Here is a 17,213-nt window from a genome sequence, read left to right as displayed (position 1 = left end):
GGCCGTCGAGGTGGCCGAGAGTCACCGGCGGACCTCCAGGGCGACGGTCGGGCTGTACTGGCAGCGGCCGAACCACATCACCTTGACCACTGCCCAGTAGGCGCCAGCGTCGGCGTCCTCGGGCACGGTGAGGTCGAACGTGGCGGTGGAGGATTGCCCCGCCGGGACGCGGAAGCCCCGGACGGGGGCTGGGATCGCCGCCCAGGTGCCCCAGGGGGAGACCACTTGCAGCTCGCCCCGGATCTCGCTCCGCGTGCGGTTGGTGAGGGTCAAGGTGAGGTTCGTCCGGACACCGGGAGTGAGAACGAGGGCCTCGGAAGAGACCGCTACCTCCAGACCCGTGTCCCGGCCGCTCGTCGCCTTCGTGCCCTGGGTGGCCACCCACTCCTCGGGGGCCTCACCCGGGACGGGCAGCAGGTCGGGCAGGTCGCCGACGGCGATCGTCACCACGTCCTCGACCTCCTGGCCGTCGTGCTCCAGCCGCACGGCGGCGAAGTACAGGCCCGGCGGGACGTCCGCAGGCGGGGTGAGCGTCACCGGGAAGCGTACGTGGCCGCCCGCCTCCAGACGGTACGGGCGGCTGCCGAGGCTCGTCCGCCAACCCTCTGGCGGCAGGACCACGGCCGTGCCCTCGACCGCAGCGTCGCGCAGGTGCGAGGCGAGGACCGCAGAGACCGACACCGCATTCCCCGCCGTCCGCAGCAGGCCGGGCGAGACGCCCACCGACACCGGCAGATAGCCGAGCGGTGCCGGGCCCCGGTTGTGCAGCCAGTAGCGGGCGTGAACCGGCTGGGCGGCCTCCGCCTCCGGGCCGAGGGCGGGACCCTCCGGGGGTGACGTGAGGGCGGGGGCCGCCAACAGCGTCACGATCTGCGAGCCGGAGAGGTCGAGGTCGGCCGGGCCCGCCGGCCGTTCCAGCAGGTCCGCCTGCCGCAGCTCGCCCAGGCCCAGCGCGCCGCCGAGCGTCACCGTCCGTCCGAAGCCCGTCGACTCCACCAGACGGACAGCGAGATCCGAACCCGCCGACGCCGCCGACCCGTGCGCGATCGGGTTGCCCGCCGGCTTCAGCGCGCTCAGCAGCACCTCCCGCTGCGGCTCGACGCGCAGCCACGACAGGGTGGACGGCAGCGGACCTTCCTGGGCGGGCACGACGCGGCCGTACAGCGGGTGGTTGAACTCCTGCCCCTGCGCGGGCAGCGCCTGCGCCCGCCAGTCGCCCGCTCCCCCGACCAGCGCATAGCTGAACTCGTGTGTCCAGTGCTGGAGTTGGAAAGAGGTGCCGTCGGGCACTGTCCGCCGGGGTGGGTCGATCCAGACGCCGGACGGCCAGCCGGTGCAGGAGCGCATCAGCGAGAGGTGCAGTGCGCCGGTCGTGTCCACCGCGAAGCCGGGCAGGCCGTAGCTCAGCAACGCGACTGTGTGGTCGGCCAGTTGGGCGTCCGGATCGTGAACCGGGCAGACGACCTCGATCCGCGCGTCCGCCAGGTCCGCCGCCAGTCCGGCCGGGTCCGTGACGACGAGCGCCGGGAGCGCCCGCAGGTCCCGCAGGTCGGCGCCGGGCCGCCACGCGTCCGCCAGCGGCGCGACCGCCGGCACCCACGCCGCACCGTGCGCCTTGAGCACGCTCGCGTACTCCTCGCCCGCCCGCTCGATCAAATCCCTGGCCACAGAGTTGACTTCCGGGCCGCCCACGACGATCCGGAAGTCCGGCAGGTTGGAGTCCACGTCCAGCCAGCCGTACCGGGCCCAGTCGGCGCCCGAAGTCGTGGCCGTGACGCCGACCCGGGCGAGCGCCACGACGAGATCGCGGACGCCGGCCGCCGAGTCCAGCGCCGGCACGACGACCTCCGCCACGCCCAACGCCCGCTCACCGAGGACCGACCCCGCCGGGTCGCGGAGCACCGCGCGGGCCGTCGCGCCGAGGCCGAACCAGGTGTTGGCCGGGTTGTCGAGCGTCCACGGCGCCTCCGCCGAGTCGACGTCGGGCATCGCGAAGCCCCGCCCGACGACCGCGCCCGCGACCTCACTGACCGGCAGCGCGCCGGGGAGGTCGACGGGGAAGCGCAGTCGCAGCAAGCGGTCGGCGCCGGAGTGGTCGACCACCCGGGTCCGGCAGTCGACCCGGTCGAGCCCGTGCCACAGCGTGACCGTCTGCTCGTAGCGGACGGCGTCCACGGAGCCCGTGATCACCAGCCGCTCCCCGAGCGGCCCGACCTCCCGCCGGACGACAGCCGCGCCCGCACCCGACCCGACCACCGGCCCCTTGGGCAGCAGGTGCCAGGGGCCCTCCCCGAAGTCGGGGTGCTGCGGGTACTCCTCGTAGACGCGCAGCTCGTTGCCGATCGCGCCGTCGCGGATCAACTCCCGTTCGTGCAGCCGGTCGTAGACCGAGGCGAGACCGCCACCGCGCGCCGGATCGGCCCGAACCCGGTACCGCCCGTTGGCGATCGTCCACCCGTCCTCGGCCGTCCAGGCCGCAGCCGGCTCGCCCGACGGCACCAGCCGCCACGTGCGCCACCCCAGCGCGGGAACGTCCGCCGCCAGGAACCGCAGCGTCCCCCGGTCGACGACGCTCGGCACCTCCGCACCGAGCGGGTCCAGCACCCGTACCGCGCGAACGTCCGGGGGCAGCCGCACGGCGACCAGATCCGTGCGGTCGAACGAGAGCGTGTTCGTTACGACCACCCCAAAACCGGTTCCCTCAAGGGAGATCCGGGCGGCCAGAGCGTCCAGCGCCGCGTCCCGCACCTCCGCCGCGAGGTCGTGCGCCTCGCGCCAGCCGCCGAGCAGGTCGAGGTACACCTGGTCGGACTCGGAGCCGGTGATGGCATCGTGGTGGGCGCCGTACGCGAGGTGGCGCCACACCTTGTCCATCGCCGCCGACGGGTACCGGCCGAGCCCGTGGACGGATGCCAGCGTGGCGAGCTTCTCGGCGTCCACGGCGGCGACCTCGCCCGCGCGCTGGGCCTGCTTGGTGTCGATGTACGAGACGTCCTTGCCGGTGTACACCGGGTTCATGTCGCGTGTCTGTGGGCTCAACCGGCGCCCCGTGGAGGCAAGTTCGGCTCGGACGGCGTCGAGGAAGTCCCTCGGCGTCCCACACACGAAGCGCGGCCACAGGTACTTGGCGGCCCAGGAGCGGTGGATCGCGGTGACCCACTTGTTGGGCGGGGTGTAGTCCGTCCCGACGGGCAGCAGCAGGTTCCGCGTCGCGCCGACGGGCTTGAGCTTGCGGTACAGGTCGTGGACGGCCCGTTCGGCGGTGGCGAGGTCCGGGGAGGAGTCCATCCACCAGCCGGCCGAGTAGTGGTGCGGCATGTAGTGGGTGAGGACGCCGTCGCCGCTCGGGGCGATCCACTCGAACTCGCTCGGGAACTGCATCACCCGGGCGTCGTCCTTGCCCTCGCGGAAGTTCTTCTGGATCGGGCCCCACTGGTGGAACGGCCCGCGCGCCCAGGCGCTGCCGGTGAGGCCGGCCGCGGCGAGGTGCCCGGGGAACTGCGGGTCGTGCCCGAACACGTCCAGCTGCCAGGCGGTTTGCGGATCGCCGCCGAGGATGTCGCGCTGGTAGCCGATGCCGTACACGATGTTGCGGATGGTCGTCTCGGCGCCGGTGAGGTTGGTGTTCGGCTCGTTGTAGGTGCCGCCGACCAGCTCGACCTGGCCGCGTGCCAGCAGCGTCCGGAGCTCCGCCCGCCGCTCGGGGTGCTGGTCGAAGTACGGTTTCAGGTAGTCGACTTCGGCGAGGACGAACTTGTAGACCGGGTCGCGCAGCGCGAGGTCCAGGTGCGCGTCGACGAGCGCGAAGCCGTTGCGCTCCCAGAGCGGGCGGGTGGTCGCGTCGGCGGAGAGCAGTTCCCAGGGGGAGGTGTAGGCGGCCTGGGTGTTCCACCAGACCGGGTCGTAGTGGAAGTGCGAGACGAGGAACATCGTCCAGCCGGGCTCGGCGACCTCGACGACGGCCTCGGCCTCGAAGTCCCCGGCCGTCACGGTGACCGGCAGCCGGTCCCCGACGGCGGCGCCGGTGATCTCCAGCGGGACTTCGACCTCCCCCGTGCCGGCCGCCTCGCCGCGCACGCCGGGACCGCTGACGGCGATCCGGGCGGAGGGGCCGTCGACGGTGACTCGCAGCACCTGGCGCGGGGCGTCCTCGGGGCCCACGAACAGGTCGGTGCTCTCGACGGCGGTGATGGTGACCGGCACGGGCGTCCTTTCCAAGACAAGCGAGGGGAGGCTGCTGAGTCACCACCCACCCGGTGAACGTGATTGCCCGGTACGTGCGGCTGGTCGTCACCAAGCCCATCCAGAACACCAGTCCGGCCGCCCGAATTCACGAGTTCGAGGCCTGGGGCAATTGACGATCCTCGCCCCCGCGAACGGGAGGCGATTCCCTTCGACTACCCGTGGGTGGCCGGTAGGGCTTCACGCGTCCGCCTCCGGGTTTGGGCCGGGACTCGCGCCGGTTCGGCGCTGCGCGTGCTGTTGATGACCGAGCCACCCGTCCGGCGGGCTCGGACCTCGATCTCCATCGAGGCATTGTGATCAGCGTCGTCTTCCCAGCCGCAATTCACGCAACGGAACAGCCGTCCACAGCCGGGACGGCTGGCGGGATCGACCTTGCCGCATGCGGGATTGCCGCACGTCTGGGAGGTATGGAACGCCGGTACCGGGATGAGCTCGGAACTGTACATGCGGCACTTGTACTCAAGCTGGCGGCGTCGCTCGCCGGGCGCGTTGTCCAGGATCGACCGGTTCAGGCCGGCCTTTGCCGCCACGTTCTTCCCGGGGGTGTCCATGGTGCCCTTGGCGCTCTTGGTCATGTAATTCACGCGCAGGTCTTCGATGCCGACGAAGCCGTGGTTTTGGGCGAGGTCAGTGGTGAGCTTGTGCGTGAAGTCGGCCCGGCGGTTGGCCTGCCGGGCCCTGATCTTGGCGATCTCGGCCATGGTGCGGCGCAGCCGGTTGGAGTAGCGACCGCCGTTGTGCTTCTTGGCGTAGGTGAGCTGCCGGGCTTTCTTGCGCTCCAGGTGCTTGAGCCGGGCCTGTTCGGCCTTGGTGAGAGTGGGCGGCATGAGCCGGGGCTCGGTCTCGGTGGAGGCGAACGCCGAGGCCGCGACTCCGAAGTCAACGCCGCAGCCCGGCCTTCCGTTCGGTGCGTCGGGGATGCGGCCCATATGGACGCCGAAGGAGACGTGCCAGCCGGTTCCATCCCGGGACACGGTGGCGTTGCGGATGGTGCCCCCGAGGGCGCGGGAGAGCCGGAACCGCACCCATCCGAGCTTGGGCAGCCGCACCTCGGCCCAGTGCCGGTTGAGCTTGTGGACCTCGATGCGCTGGCCCTTGAACGGAATCGACATGCGCTCCCGGCGCTTCTTCCGCGCAGGGAATCCGGCCGGGTGGTTGGGGTTCCAGAAGTTCAGGTAGGCCGCGTCCAGATTCGCCAGCACGCGCTGACCGCACTCGGCCGGCAGGTCGGCCATCCAGTCCAGTTCGGCGCGGGCGGCGGTGAGCTGCCCGCACTGGGCTGATCCCATGAGGGTAGTCCCGCGCTGACGGTACACGTACCGGCGCTGTTCCAGGGCCACGTTCCACAGGGCACGGCAGGTGTGACCCCACCGGATCAGGATCTCCTCCTGGTCCACGGTGGGGTACAGCCGGTGCCGGCGCCCCATGTCAGCCTTCACGAGAATCACCCTATGTTGAGTCATTTCATGGTTGTCAATCAGGCGACCAGAATTGATCGGAGCGGTGCATTTCTGCTAACGCCCGCCGGTTCTGTGACGAACCACCAGCGCTATGTGTTCACCACCCCCGCCCGACCCGCATGCCAGAAATCACGTGGTCCGTGCGTGCGGACCGCGAGACAGAACTGTTCGAGTCCAAATGATGGAAGGCGATCGCGTTCACCTACGCGTCAACTTCGGGACCTAAGTGGCCATCTCGAAGCCAGCCAACAGCTTCAAAGCCATCAGATCGCACCGCCTGCATCACGAGCTTCCCGACCTGGTTCCAGCACTGCTGATGAGCACAACGCCTGTGATCCCGGCTGGCCGGAGGCGGTGGCGGGCCGGTTGAGCGCGAGGTTGCTGCCGGAGGGCGCGGCCGTCCAGGCCACCGTGGTGGACGCGGCCGCCGAGCGGCCGTACGTCGTCGAGACCGCCTCGACGTCGACCACCGTACTGTCCTCGCCGCCCGCCCGGTCCAACTTGCCGACGAAATAGGCGTCGTTGGGCGTGGCACCGAGGAACGTCCGGGTGCCGTCGGCGTTGCGCCGGTACACCTCGTAGTGGTGGACGTTTCCGCCGGGCGCCGCCGTCCACGAGAGCCGCAGGGACTGGCTGGCGCCGGCCACCACGTCGCTCGCGCCGAGGACGGTGAGCCCTGCGGGCGCGGCCGGAGCCTCCACCGAGCCGTCGTAGACGGCGAGTTGGCCGATCCGGACGTCGTACGCGGGGTCGGACCCTTCGACCCGGAGCCCGATCTGGGCAATCGTGCGGCCCGCGTACGGCGACAGGTCGAGGGTGTGGCGCTCCCAGCCCGTACCGGTGTCGGCGCCCACGTCGAGGGTGGTGAAGCTGTCCGGCGCGTCGGTGAAGGAGACTGCGGCCTTGAGCTTGGTCGGGCCGGCGCCCGGAGTCTTCACGACCATCGACAGCCGCGTGTCCGCCGCGACGGGCAGGCTGGTCTGGTAGAGCCGCACGGTGTTGGCGGAGTCGAGCGTGCCGGTGAGGCGCAGCGAGGAGCCGCCCTGGTAGGCGTCGGTGAAGTCGACGGACGGGGTGAGCCTGCTGCCGTCGGAGTCGACGATCCAGCGGTAGGTGGGCGGGACGTCCTGGAGGGAGAGGTTGTTCCAGCCGCCGGTGGCCACGCGGGTGCCGCCGGCGTTGTAGAAGTCCCCTTGCCCGGTGTCGAAGTTGGTGACGAACGGCTTGGCCGTGACGGGCGAGGACTCGGCGACGTAACTGGCGAGGCCGGGCCAGGAGTCGGACAGGTTGGTGTTGGAGGGGTCGGCGTTGGCGCCGACCCAGTAGCGGGAGTCCTTGGCGTAGAAGTCGTTGCGGTCGGTGGCCGACTTCCAGGTCCACTCGGGCCGGTAGAGGCCGAGCGAGGTGGTGTGCGGCTGCCCGGCGGGGAAGAGCGTGTTCCAGTCGACGCTCGTGTTGGAGCCGTTGGCCTCGGTGTCGATGCCGGAGTAGAGCTCGTACTCGCTGCGGCCGAGTTGCCGGGCCAGCGTGCGGGAGGAGTCCAGACCCGACGGCGTCCAGCCGAAGTTGAGGAACATCGAGTCCGAGGTGCGCTTCGAACCATCTTGCAGGAACGGCGAGTTCGCGGTGGTGAGCGCATTCTGCCAGTCGACGGCGCCGGAAGTGGTCATGGCGTCGTACCACATGAAGTCGGTGCCGCCGCTGCGCGCCTTGGTGTACTGCATGAGGTCGCGCAACTGCCCGGCGAGGGCCTGATCGCCGCCGCCCGTCTCCTGGTTGATGAACCAGCCGTCGAAACCGTAGTACTGGGCGGCCTGGACGAGCTTGTCGGCGACGGGGTAGCGGTCGCCGGATTTCTGGACGAAGTCGCGTACCCACTGCAGTTGGCCGCCGTAGGCCGCGGGCGGGAAGAAGACGGTGCCGTAGACCTTGACGCCGTTGCGGTGGGCCGCGTCGATGACGGTCGGGTTGGGGGCGAGGATGAGACCTTCACCCGCCGAGCCGCCCCAGAAGACGAGCTTGTCGACGTACTGCCAGTAGCCGAAGGCGTAGTAGTTGGGGTCGGCGGAGCCCTGGGAGGGGTTGTTCGAGGTGGGGGCGAAGGAGACCAGGGAGGCTATCTTCCCTTCCCCCGCACGGGCGTTGGGGTTGGCCGCGAGGGACGGGTCGCTGGTGCGCGGCTGGAGGGGGACGCGGGAGCGGTTGAAGCGGGCGTCGGGGTCGGTGGACGGGTCCCAGGTGAGGATGGTGCCGGGGTACCAGTACGACGCGTAGGGCTGGCTGCCGGCCGCGGCAGCCTTCACGGCCGGGGGCGCGGCGGGCGGGGGTGCGGCGGGCGAGGCGTGGGCGGCGGGCACGACGCCCAGCGCGGCGGCGGCGAGCGCGGCACTGAGCAGCAGGGGGAGACGTCTGGACATGCGCTGACTCCGATCGAGCGGAGGAGGGGGCGGGCCCACCGGCGCGGCGGGCCCGGTGCATGCGGGCGTGACGATGCGCATCGGAGGAGGCGCCGGCGATCGGCTGACGGTACGCAATCAACGGGCAGGGTGCCGGACCCCCTCGGCGCAGCGAGGCTAAACCGGTTCAGAACCGCTGTCAACGACCCGCGCAACAACCGCCCCCACGGGTGAAACGACCGCGGCCCCGGGCGGCGCCGTCGACTCCCGGACGGTCAGCCGCGGCGTCGGCATCTGGAGGTCCCGCCCGGGCCCGGCCCCGTCCAGGGCCTCCAGCAGGCTGCGCGCCACCTGCTCGCCGAGGGCGAAGGTGTCCCGGCTGAGCGCGGTGAGCGGCGGGTGGACGATCCGGGCGAGCACCGAGTCGTCAAAGGAGACGATCGACAGCTCGCCGGGCACCGCGACCCCCATCTCGCCGGCGACGCCCAGGCCGGCCACCGCCATCACGTCGCTGTCGTAGACGATCGCGGTGGGCCGCCGGGCGCGCGAGAGCAGCGTGCGGGTGGCCGCGGCGCCCTCGGCGTCGCTGAAGTCGGTCGGCACCGAGACCGCCTCCTCCAGCCCGAGCCGACGCGAGGCGTCGCGCAGCGCGCGGATCCGCCGCTGGGTGTGCTGGAAGTGCGGGAGCCCGGCGAGGTGGGCGATCCTGCGGTGCCCGATGGCGGCCAGGTAGTCGACGATGGAGAGCATCGCCTCCCGGTCGTCGGCCCAGATCCGCAGCCGGCCGCCGCCCTTGCCGGGCCCGCCCAGGACGACCGCGGGCAGCCCGAGTTCGTCCAGTACGGGCAGCCGCGGGTCGCGGGTCTGCAGGTCGACGACGATGAAGCCGTCGACGCGGTGCTCGGAGGCCCAGCGCCGGTAGACCCCGATCTCGGCGGCGGTGTCCTCGACGACCATCAGGTGCAGCGCGACCGAGCTGGCCGAGAGCACCGCCTGGAGCCCGGAGAGCAGCTGGCTGAAGAACGGCTCGACCCCGATGGTGCGGGCGGGCCGGGCGATCACGAGGCCGACGGCGTCGGCCCGGGCGCCGCCGAGGGCGCGGGCGGCGCTGTGCGGCCGCCAGTTCATCTCCTCGGCGACCCGCAGGATCCGGGCCCTGGTCGCCTCGCTCACCCCGGGTCGCCCGTTGAGCGCGAAGGACACCGCGCCCTTGGAGACACCGGCCTGCCGGGCGATGTCGGCGATCGTCGGTCTGCCCACGGGACCCGACTCCTCTCTTGACATCCAAGTTTAGGCGGGAGCATAGTCCCTGGCATAGCTAGACCGGTTTAGTAAGTCAGGTTCCGAATTCCCGCGCAATCCCCCTGCGTACGCACAACTGAGCAGCATCCCCCACCCACCACCCTGGACCGGGAGACCCTCAATGCGAAGAATCTGGGCGGCACTGACGACAACGGCGGTCACCGCCGCCGCACTCGCCGGCTGCGGACTCGGCTCCGGCGACGGCAAGAACGGCGACAGCGTGGCCAGTGCGGCCGCGACCGGCGAGGTCAAGGGGAAGGTCTCGCTCCAGACCTGGGCGCTCAAGCCGAAGTTCACCGACTACATGCAGGGCGTGATCGACGGCTTCAAGAAGAAGTACCCGGGCGTCGAGGTCGACTGGCTGGACCAGCCCGGCGACGGCTACTCCAACAAGGTGCTCAGCCAGGCCGCCGCGGGCGACCTCCCCGACGTGGTCAACCTCCCGCCGGACTTCGCCCTCCCCCTGGCGAAGAAGGACCTCCTCCTCGACGTCTCCAAGGCCGACCCGAAGCTCGCCGACGAGTACGTCAGCGGCGGCGTCGACGCCTACCGCTTCGTCGGCCAGGACGGCGTCTACGGCTACCCCTGGTACCTCAACACCGATGTGAACTACTGGAGTTCGGACCTCCTCAGCCAGAACGGCCTGGACCCGAAGAAGCTCCCCGCCAACCTGGACGAACTCATCGCCCAGGCCCGCGTCATGAAGGACAGGTCCGGCGGCAAGGCCTACCTGATGAGCCGCAAGCCGGGCATCGGCGACCTCTACAACGCCGGCGTGAAGATCATGGCCGACGACGGCAAGTCCTTCACCTTCAACACCCCCGAAGCCGCCGCACTGCTCGACAAGTACCGCGACGCCTTCAAGGAGGGCCTGCTGCCCAACGACGTCCTCACCAACACCTACGCGGGCAACAGCAAGCTCTTCAACTCCGGCACCGCGGCCTGGACCACCGCCGGCGCCAACTACATCACCTCGCTCGCCACCGACAACCCGACGCTCGCCCCCAAGGTCGTCCCGTCCGCCGCGTTCAACACGCCGCCGCTGTACGTCCAGGGCGTGTCCATCCCGAAGAGCACCAAGAACCCGGCCGCCGCGGTGGCCCTGGCCCGCTGGCTCACCAGCCCCGAGAACCAGGCCGGGCTGGCCCACCTGACCAGCGTCTTCCCGTCCACCAAGGCCTCCGCCGACGACCCGTTCTTCAGCAAGGGCGACGGCACCAACGCGGGCGACGCCAAGGTGATCGCCTTCGCCTCGCTGGCCAAGGCGAAGCTCATCCAGCCCGTCGTGATCGACGACGCGATGAGCACGGTCGTCAACCAGCAGATCGCCCTGGCGATCAGCGGCCAGGCGAGCTCCAAGCAGGCGCTCGACTCCGCGGTCCAGCAGTGCGACAAGCTGCTCAAGGGCTGATCCCGCGGGCCCGGACGGCGGGCGCCCCCACCCCGCCGCTCCCGGGAACGACCGCACCGCCCCCAGGCCCCAGGAAGGCACTCCGCATGACCCACCGGCGCTGGTTCACACCCTGGCTGCTCGCCGGGCCCGCGTTACTCTGGCTGGCCGTCTTCAACCTGTGGCCGGCCGTCAACACGGTGATCCTGTCCTTCACCAACGCCAAGCCGCTGGGCGGCGGCACGTTCACCGGCCTGGAGAACTACGGACGCCTCCTCGACGACGAGCAGCTCGCCGACGCCCTGCTCAACAGCATCGTCTTCATGCTGGTCTGCCTGCCCCTCCTGACGGTCCTGCCGCTGCTGCTCGCCCTCCTCGTCCAGCGGAAGGCCCCCGGCATCACCTTCTTCCGCACCGCCTTCTACACGCCCGTCATCGCCTCCGCCGTCGTCGTCGCACTGATCTGGGGCTGGGTGCTGGACGACCGCGGCCTCGTCAACGGCGTCCTCCAGCAGAGCGGACTCACCGACACCCCGGTCACCTTCCTCACCGACCGCTGGCTCCTGCTCTTCAGCGCCATCGCCCTGACCACGTGGAAGGGCCTCGGCTACTACATGGTCATCTACCTGTCCGCCCTCGCCAACGTGCCGCGCGAGCTGCACGAGGCCGCCGCCGTCGACGGCGCGAGCCCGCTGCGCCGGCTGTGGCACGTCACGCTCCCGGGCGTGCGGCCGACGATGATGCTCGTCTCCGTACTCATCTCGGTCAGCTCCCTGCGCGTCTTCTCCGAGCTGTACGTGCTCTCCAACGGCCAGGGCGGCCCCGGCGGCCGGGACATGTCCGTGGTGATGCTCATCCAGATGTACAGCCGCGGCTTCACCGGCCACCTCGGCTACGCCTCCGCGCTCAGCCTGCTGCTGTTCGTCATCACGCTCGGCCCGATGCTGCTCCTGACGCGCCTGAACCGGAAGGCGGACTGAACCCGATGGCGACCCGACGCTCCAGGGCCTTCAACACCCCCACCCCCGCGCGGACGGCGGCACGCTACGCACTCCTCGTCCTCGTGCTGCTCCTCGTCATCGGCCCGTTCCTGTGGCAGCTGTCCACGTCCCTCAAGGGCCCGGGCGAGGACGTGTACACCCGGACGCCGGACTTCCTGCCCGAGGACCTGACCTTCGGCAACTACGGGAAGGTCGCCGACACCATCCCGGTGTGGACCTACGCCCTCAACTCCGTGATCGTGGCCGCGATCTGCATCGCGGGCAACGTCGCCGGCTGCACCCTCGCCGGCTACGCGCTCGCCCGGCTGCGGTTCCGCGGCGCCAAGCTCGTGTTCGGCCTGTTCCTCGCCACGCTCGTGCTGCCCGGCGAGGTCACGATCGTCTCCCAGTACGTGCTCGTGCGCAGCCTCGGCCTGGCCGACAGCCTGGTCGGCGTGGCGCTGCCCGGCGCGCTCGCGATGCTCAACGTGCTGCTGATGCGGACGGCGTTCGCCGCCGTGCCCGCCGAACTCGACCAGGCCGCCCTGGTCGACGGCGCCACCGTGTGGCAGCGGCTGTGGCACATCGGCCTGCCGAACGTGCGCGGCATGCTCAGCGTGATCGTCATCTTCACGTTCATCGGCGCCTGGGACGACTTCCTGTGGCCGCTGATCGTGCTCAACGACCCGCAGAAGTACACGCTCACCGTCGGACTCCAGTACCTCAACGGCACGTTCTCCGCGAACCCCCGGCTGATCGCGGCCGGCACGATGATCGCCTTCCTGCCGATCGTCCTGGTGTTCGCCGCCTGCCAGCGCTTCTTCTTCAAGGGCGTGGAAGAGGGAGCCGTCAAAGGCTGATCCCCACCGTCCCGTCTACTCGTTGAGGATCCATGACCACCGCTCCGCACGTCCCCCGCTTCGGCGTCAACTACACCCCCACCACAGGCTGGTTCCACCACTGGCTCGACTTCGACCTCGACGCCGTCCGCGCCGACCTCGACTCGGTCGCCGCGCTCGGCCTCGACCACGTCCGGGTGTTCCCGCTCTGGCCGCTCTTCCAGCCCAACCGCACGCTGATCCGCCCGCGCGCCGTCGAGCAGCTCGCCGCGCTCGTGGACGCCGCCGGGGAGCGCGGGCTCGACGTCGCCGTGGACGGCCTCCAGGGCCACCTCTCCAGCTTCGACTTCCTGCCGTCCTGGACCCGGACCTGGCACCGGCGGAACGTCTTCACCGACCCCGACGTCCTCGACGGCCAGGCCGCCTACCTGCGCACCCTCGCCGAGGCACTGCGCGAGAAGTCCAACTTCCTCGGCCTGACGCTCGGCAACGAGATCAACCAGTTCGCCGGCGACCCGCACCCCGACCCCGACCGGATCACCCCCGGGCAGGCCGACGCGTGGCTGCGCCGCATGCTCGCCGCGTGCGAGGAGGGCGCGCCCGGCCGGCTCCACCTGCACGCCTCCTACGACGCCGCCTACTACCTCGACGGGCACCCGTTCACGCCGTGGCACTCGGCGCGGATCGGCGCGGCGACGGCCGTGCACTCGTGGGTGTTCAACGGCACCGCCCAACGCTACGGCGCCGCGTCCGCCGCGACCGCGCAGCACGCCGCCTACCTGGTCGAGCTCGCCAAGGCGTGGGCGGACGACCCGGCGCGCCCGGTCTGGCTCCAGGAGGTCGGCGCCCCGGCCCCGCACATCGCCCCGGAGGACGCCGCGCGCTTCACCGGCGCGACCGTCGAGGCCGTCCTGGACTGCCCGGACCTGTGGGGCGTCACCTGGTGGTGCTCGCACGACGTCGACCGCTCGCTCGCCGACTTCCCCGAACTCGAGTACGGCCTCGGCCTGTTGACCACCGACCGGAAGGTCAAGCCGGCCGGCGCCCGGCTCGCCGAGGCCGCCGCCGAGGCTCGCCGCGCGTGGCAGCCGCCCAAGCCGCGGACGACGGCGGTGGTGATCGCCGCCGGCGACGAGGTCACGGCGCCGAAGCGCTCGGTCTGCGGGCCCGGCGGCGCGGTCTTCGAGGCGTTCATGCGCCTCACCGAGGCGGGCGCCCGTCCGACCACCGTCCTCGCCGAGCACGCCGAGGACCGCGCGCACCTGGCCGCACGCGGAATCACCGAGGTGGTCCACCCCGACGACGTACGTTCTCTCTGAGCCGTTCCCCCAGCCAAGCAACGGAGCCGCCGACATGCACGATGACCGCACCCTGGTCGAGTCCCGCCTCAAGCGCGTCCTCGACGAGCGCATCCGCCCCGCCGTGTACCCCGAGTCCGTCCCGCTGACCGTCGGCATCTGGACGGCGCCCGGCGAGCCCGTCCCGGTCGCCGAGGGCCTGGCGGCGCCGCGCTCCCCGATCGCGGTCGGCGACGCCTGGGGCGCGCCGTGGGGCACCAGCTGGCTCACCGTGACCGGCACGGTGCCGCAGGCGTGGGCCGGGCGGACGGTCGAGGCGCTGATCGACCTCGGCTTCGACGCCAACATGCCCGGATTCCAGTGCGAGGGCCTCGTCTACCGCCCGGACGGCACGCCGGTGAAGGGCCTCAACCCGCAGAACCAGTGGGTGCGCGCGGCCTCCCCGGCAGTCGGCGGCGAACCGGTCCTCCTGCACGTGGAAGCGGCGTCCAACCCGGTCATCCTCGACTACCACCCGTTCCTGCCGACCGAGTTGGGCGACAAGGAGACAGCCGGCACCGAACCCCAGTACAAGCTCACCCGGATGGACCTCGCCGTCTTCGACGAGACGGTGTGGCAGCTGGTGATCGACCTGGAGGTCCTCGGCGAACTGATGGCCGAACTGCCGGTCGAGAGCGCCCGCCGCTGGGAGATCCTGCGCGCCGTGGAACGAGCACTGGACGCGATCGACCTGCAGAACGTCAACAAAACTGCCCCACAAGCCCGTTCGGCGCTGAACACCGTACTCTCCACCCCCGCGGCCCCATCCGCCCACCGGATCAGTGCGATCGGCCACGCCCACATCGACTCGGCCTGGCTGTGGCCGCTGCGGGAGACGGTCCGGAAGGTGGCCCGCACCACCGCCAACATGACGGCGCTGTTGGAGGACGAGCCCGACTTCCTCTACACCATGTCCCAGGCGCAGCAGTTCGCGTGGATCAAGGAGCACCGCCCCGAGGTGTACGCACGCGTGCGCAAGGCCGTGGCCGACGGGCGGTTCGTACCGGCCGGCGGCATGTGGGTGGAGTCGGACACCAACATGCCGAGCTCGGAGGCGATGGCACGTCAATTCGTCCACGGGAAACGCTTCTTCCTGGACGAGTTCGGGGTGGAGAACCACGAGGCCTGGCTGCCCGACACGTTCGGCTTCACCGGCGGCCTGCCGCAGATCATCCGCAACGCGGGCTCCAAGTGGCTGCTGACGCAGAAGATCTCGTGGAGCCAGGTCAACACGTTCCCGCACCACACGTTCCTGTGGGAGGGGATTGACGGGACGAGGATCTTCACCCACTTCCCGCCCGTGGACACCTACAACTGCTCGATGAAGGGCAGCGAAATCGCCCACGCCGCCCGCAACTTCAAGGACAAGGGGGTGGCCAGGCACTCGCTCGCGCCGACCGGCTGGGGCGACGGCGGTGGCGGCACGACGCGCGAGATGGTCGCCAAGGCCGCGCGGCTGAAGGACCTGGAGGGCTCGGCGACGGTCCGCTGGGAGCGGCCGGCCGAGTTCTTCGCGAAGGCCGAGGCCGAGTACCCGAGCCCGCCGGTGTGGGTCGGCGAGCTGTACCTGGAGCTGCACCGGGCCACGCTCACCAGCCAGGCGAAGACCAAGCAGGGCAACCGGCGCAGCGAGAACCTCCTGCGCGAAGCCGAACTCTGGTGCACCACCGCGACGTTGCGGACCGGAGCCGCCTACCCGTACGAGGAGCTGGACCGGATCTGGAAGACGGTGCTGCTGCACCAGTTCCACGACATCCTGCCCGGCTCGTCGATCGCCTGGGTGCACCGCGAGGCCGAGGCGACGTACGCGGCGCTGGCCACCGAACTGGAAGCACTCATCGGCCGCGCCCAGCAGGCCCTCGCCGGTGACGCCGCCGGCGGACACGACCTGGTCTTCAACGCGGCACCGCACGAACGCTCCTCGGTGCCCGCAGGCGGAGCGGCAGCAACACCGACCACGCCCGGCAACTGCGCCGCAACCGAACGCCCCGAAGGCGGATTCACCCTCCACAACGGCCTGCTGGACGTCGTCGTCGACACCGAAGGCCTGATCACCTCCGTCACCGAGGTGGCGAGCGGCCGCGAGACCGTCGCCCCCGGCACGAGGGCCAACCTGCTCCAACTGCACCCCGACTTCCCCAACATGTGGGACGCGTGGGACGTCGACCAGTTCTACCGCAACACCGGAACGGACCTCACCGACGTCGACGCGATCACCGCCACCACCCACCCGGACCGGGCGAGCGTCCGGATCGAGCGCTCCTTCGGCTCGTCCCGCGTCGTCCAGACGCTCACGCTGCGGGCGGGCGAGCAGCGCCTCGACATCGACACCGAGGTCGACTGGCACGAGACCGAGAAGTTCCTCAAGGCCGCCTTCCCGCTCGACCTCCACACCGAGCGCTACGCGGCGGAGACCCAGTTCGGCCACCTCTACCGCCCGACCCACACCAACACCAGCTGGGAGGCCGCGAAGTTCGAGGCCTGCAACCACCGCTTCGTCCACCTCGACGAACCCGGGTGGGGCGTCGCCCTCGTCACCGCGTCGACCTACGGCCACGACGTCACCCGGACCGTGCGCGACACCGACGGCGGGACGACCACCACCGTCCGCTTCTCGTTGCTGCGCGCCCCGCGCTTCCCCGACCCCAAGACCGACCAGGGCCTGCACCGCTTCCACCACGCCCTCGTCCCCGGCGCCACGATCGCCGACGCCGTCCGCGAGGGCTACCGCATCGGCCTCCCCGAACGGCGGGTCACCGGCAGCGAGGAGACAGTGACCCCCCTGGTGACGGTCGACAACGACGCCATCGTCGTGAGCGCCGTCAAACTCGCCGACGACCGCAGCGGCGACCTGATCGTCCGCGTCTACGAGGCGAACGGAGGCCGAGCGAGGGGCCGTCTGACCACGTCGTTCCCGCTGGCCGAAGCCCAGCCGTGCGACCTGCTGGAACGCCCGTGGGAGGGCACCCGGGGAGACGTGACAGTGACCGAGGGCACAGTAGACCTGGCCCTCCGCCCATTCGAACTGGTCACCGTGCGCCTGAGCACACAAGGCTGACAGACCGCACCCCCACCCCCACCAGTGCACCCCCTCAACCACCCCCCTCCCCCTCAACCACCCCCCCACCCCATACCGACCCACCCCCCTCAGCCACCCCCCACCCCCAAACCCACCCAAGGCGAGAGGGTCGGGCTGCGGGAGGGGGTGGCGGAGGGGGTGGCCGCGGAGAGGGGCGTGACGGGTGATTTTCAGACTGCCAACGG

At 70.9% G+C, this 17,213-nt stretch carries 9 protein-coding genes; 5 read left to right on the top strand and 4 right to left on the bottom strand.

The genetic code is table 11. The annotated features are described in order from the left end of the window. Nucleotides 1–21: 21 nt before the first annotated feature. The 4 genes from ACFVU9_RS25460 to ACFVU9_RS25445 all read right to left on the bottom strand — a co-directional run bounded on the left by ACFVU9_RS25460 (nt 22) and on the right by ACFVU9_RS25445 (nt 9,361). Nucleotides 22–4,203 carry an NEW3 domain-containing protein gene (locus tag ACFVU9_RS25460; protein ID WP_387597067.1) on the bottom strand — a complete coding sequence of 1,394 codons (4,182 nt, stop codon included), beginning with the start codon at nt 4,201–4,203 and terminating at the stop codon, nt 22–24. Nucleotides 4,204–4,397: 194 nt separating this feature from the next. Next, on the bottom strand, nt 4,398–5,684 hold the full coding sequence (locus ACFVU9_RS25455) for an RNA-guided endonuclease InsQ/TnpB family protein (protein ID WP_387597065.1): 1,287 nt from the start codon (nt 5,682–5,684) through the stop codon (nt 4,398–4,400). 284 nt (nt 5,685–5,968) lie between these two features. Next, nucleotides 5,969–8,122 (bottom strand): endo-beta-N-acetylglucosaminidase, encoded by a 2,154-nt coding sequence (locus tag ACFVU9_RS25450; protein WP_387597062.1) that lies wholly within the window; start codon nt 8,120–8,122, stop codon nt 5,969–5,971. Nucleotides 8,123–8,278: 156 nt separating this feature from the next. Next, on the bottom strand, nt 8,279–9,361 hold the full coding sequence (locus ACFVU9_RS25445) for a LacI family DNA-binding transcriptional regulator (protein ID WP_387597059.1): 1,083 nt from the start codon (nt 9,359–9,361) through the stop codon (nt 8,279–8,281). Nucleotides 9,362–9,524: 163 nt separating this feature from the next. Here ACFVU9_RS25445 and ACFVU9_RS25440 point away from each other — a divergent pair, with 163 nt between their 5' ends. The 5 genes from ACFVU9_RS25440 to ACFVU9_RS25420 all read left to right on the top strand — a co-directional run bounded on the left by ACFVU9_RS25440 (nt 9,525) and on the right by ACFVU9_RS25420 (nt 17,007). Beyond that, nucleotides 9,525–10,814, top strand: a complete 1,290-nt coding sequence (locus ACFVU9_RS25440; RefSeq protein ID WP_387597056.1) for an ABC transporter substrate-binding protein — start codon at nt 9,525–9,527, stop codon at nt 10,812–10,814. Nucleotides 10,815–10,900: 86 nt separating this feature from the next. After that, a complete protein-coding gene (locus tag ACFVU9_RS25435) occupies nt 10,901–11,773 on the top strand; it encodes a carbohydrate ABC transporter permease (protein ID WP_380506679.1) in 873 nt (290 codons plus the stop codon). Between the two features lie 5 nt (nt 11,774–11,778). Further along, complete coding sequence (locus ACFVU9_RS25430) at nt 11,779–12,633, top strand: carbohydrate ABC transporter permease (protein WP_380446495.1); 855 nt, start codon at nt 11,779–11,781, stop codon at nt 12,631–12,633. 32 nt (nt 12,634–12,665) lie between these two features. Beyond that, nucleotides 12,666–13,931: a glycosyl hydrolase gene (locus ACFVU9_RS25425; protein ID WP_387597051.1), complete on the top strand. Its 1,266-nt coding sequence runs from the start codon at nt 12,666–12,668 to the stop codon at nt 13,929–13,931. Between the two features lie 34 nt (nt 13,932–13,965). Continuing rightward, entirely contained in the window at nt 13,966–17,007 is a 3,042-nt protein-coding gene (locus tag ACFVU9_RS25420) for an alpha-mannosidase (protein WP_387597048.1), read from the top strand. Nucleotides 17,008–17,213: the final 206 nt, after the last annotated feature.

It is taken from the genome of Kitasatospora sp. NPDC057936, from assembly GCF_042887525.1.
Lineage (GTDB): Bacteria > Actinomycetota > Actinomycetes > Streptomycetales > Streptomycetaceae > Kitasatospora.
The sequence above is the reverse complement of the archived record's forward strand: the minus strand, read 5'-3'. Positions and strand labels throughout refer to the sequence as shown.

Coding starts and splice junctions, on each gene's coding strand:
- ACFVU9_RS25450 (WP_387597062.1), bottom strand. CDS start 8,122: ATGTCCAGACGTCTCCCCCTGCTGCTCAGTGCCGCGCTCGCCGCCGCC.
- ACFVU9_RS25425 (WP_387597051.1), top strand. CDS start 12,666: ATGACCACCGCTCCGCACGTCCCCCGCTTCGGCGTCAACTACACCCCC.
- ACFVU9_RS25420 (WP_387597048.1), top strand. CDS start 13,966: ATGCACGATGACCGCACCCTGGTCGAGTCCCGCCTCAAGCGCGTCCTC.
- ACFVU9_RS25440 (WP_387597056.1), top strand. CDS start 9,525: ATGCGAAGAATCTGGGCGGCACTGACGACAACGGCGGTCACCGCCGCC.
- ACFVU9_RS25430 (WP_380446495.1), top strand. CDS start 11,779: ATGGCGACCCGACGCTCCAGGGCCTTCAACACCCCCACCCCCGCGCGG.
- ACFVU9_RS25435 (WP_380506679.1), top strand. CDS start 10,901: ATGACCCACCGGCGCTGGTTCACACCCTGGCTGCTCGCCGGGCCCGCG.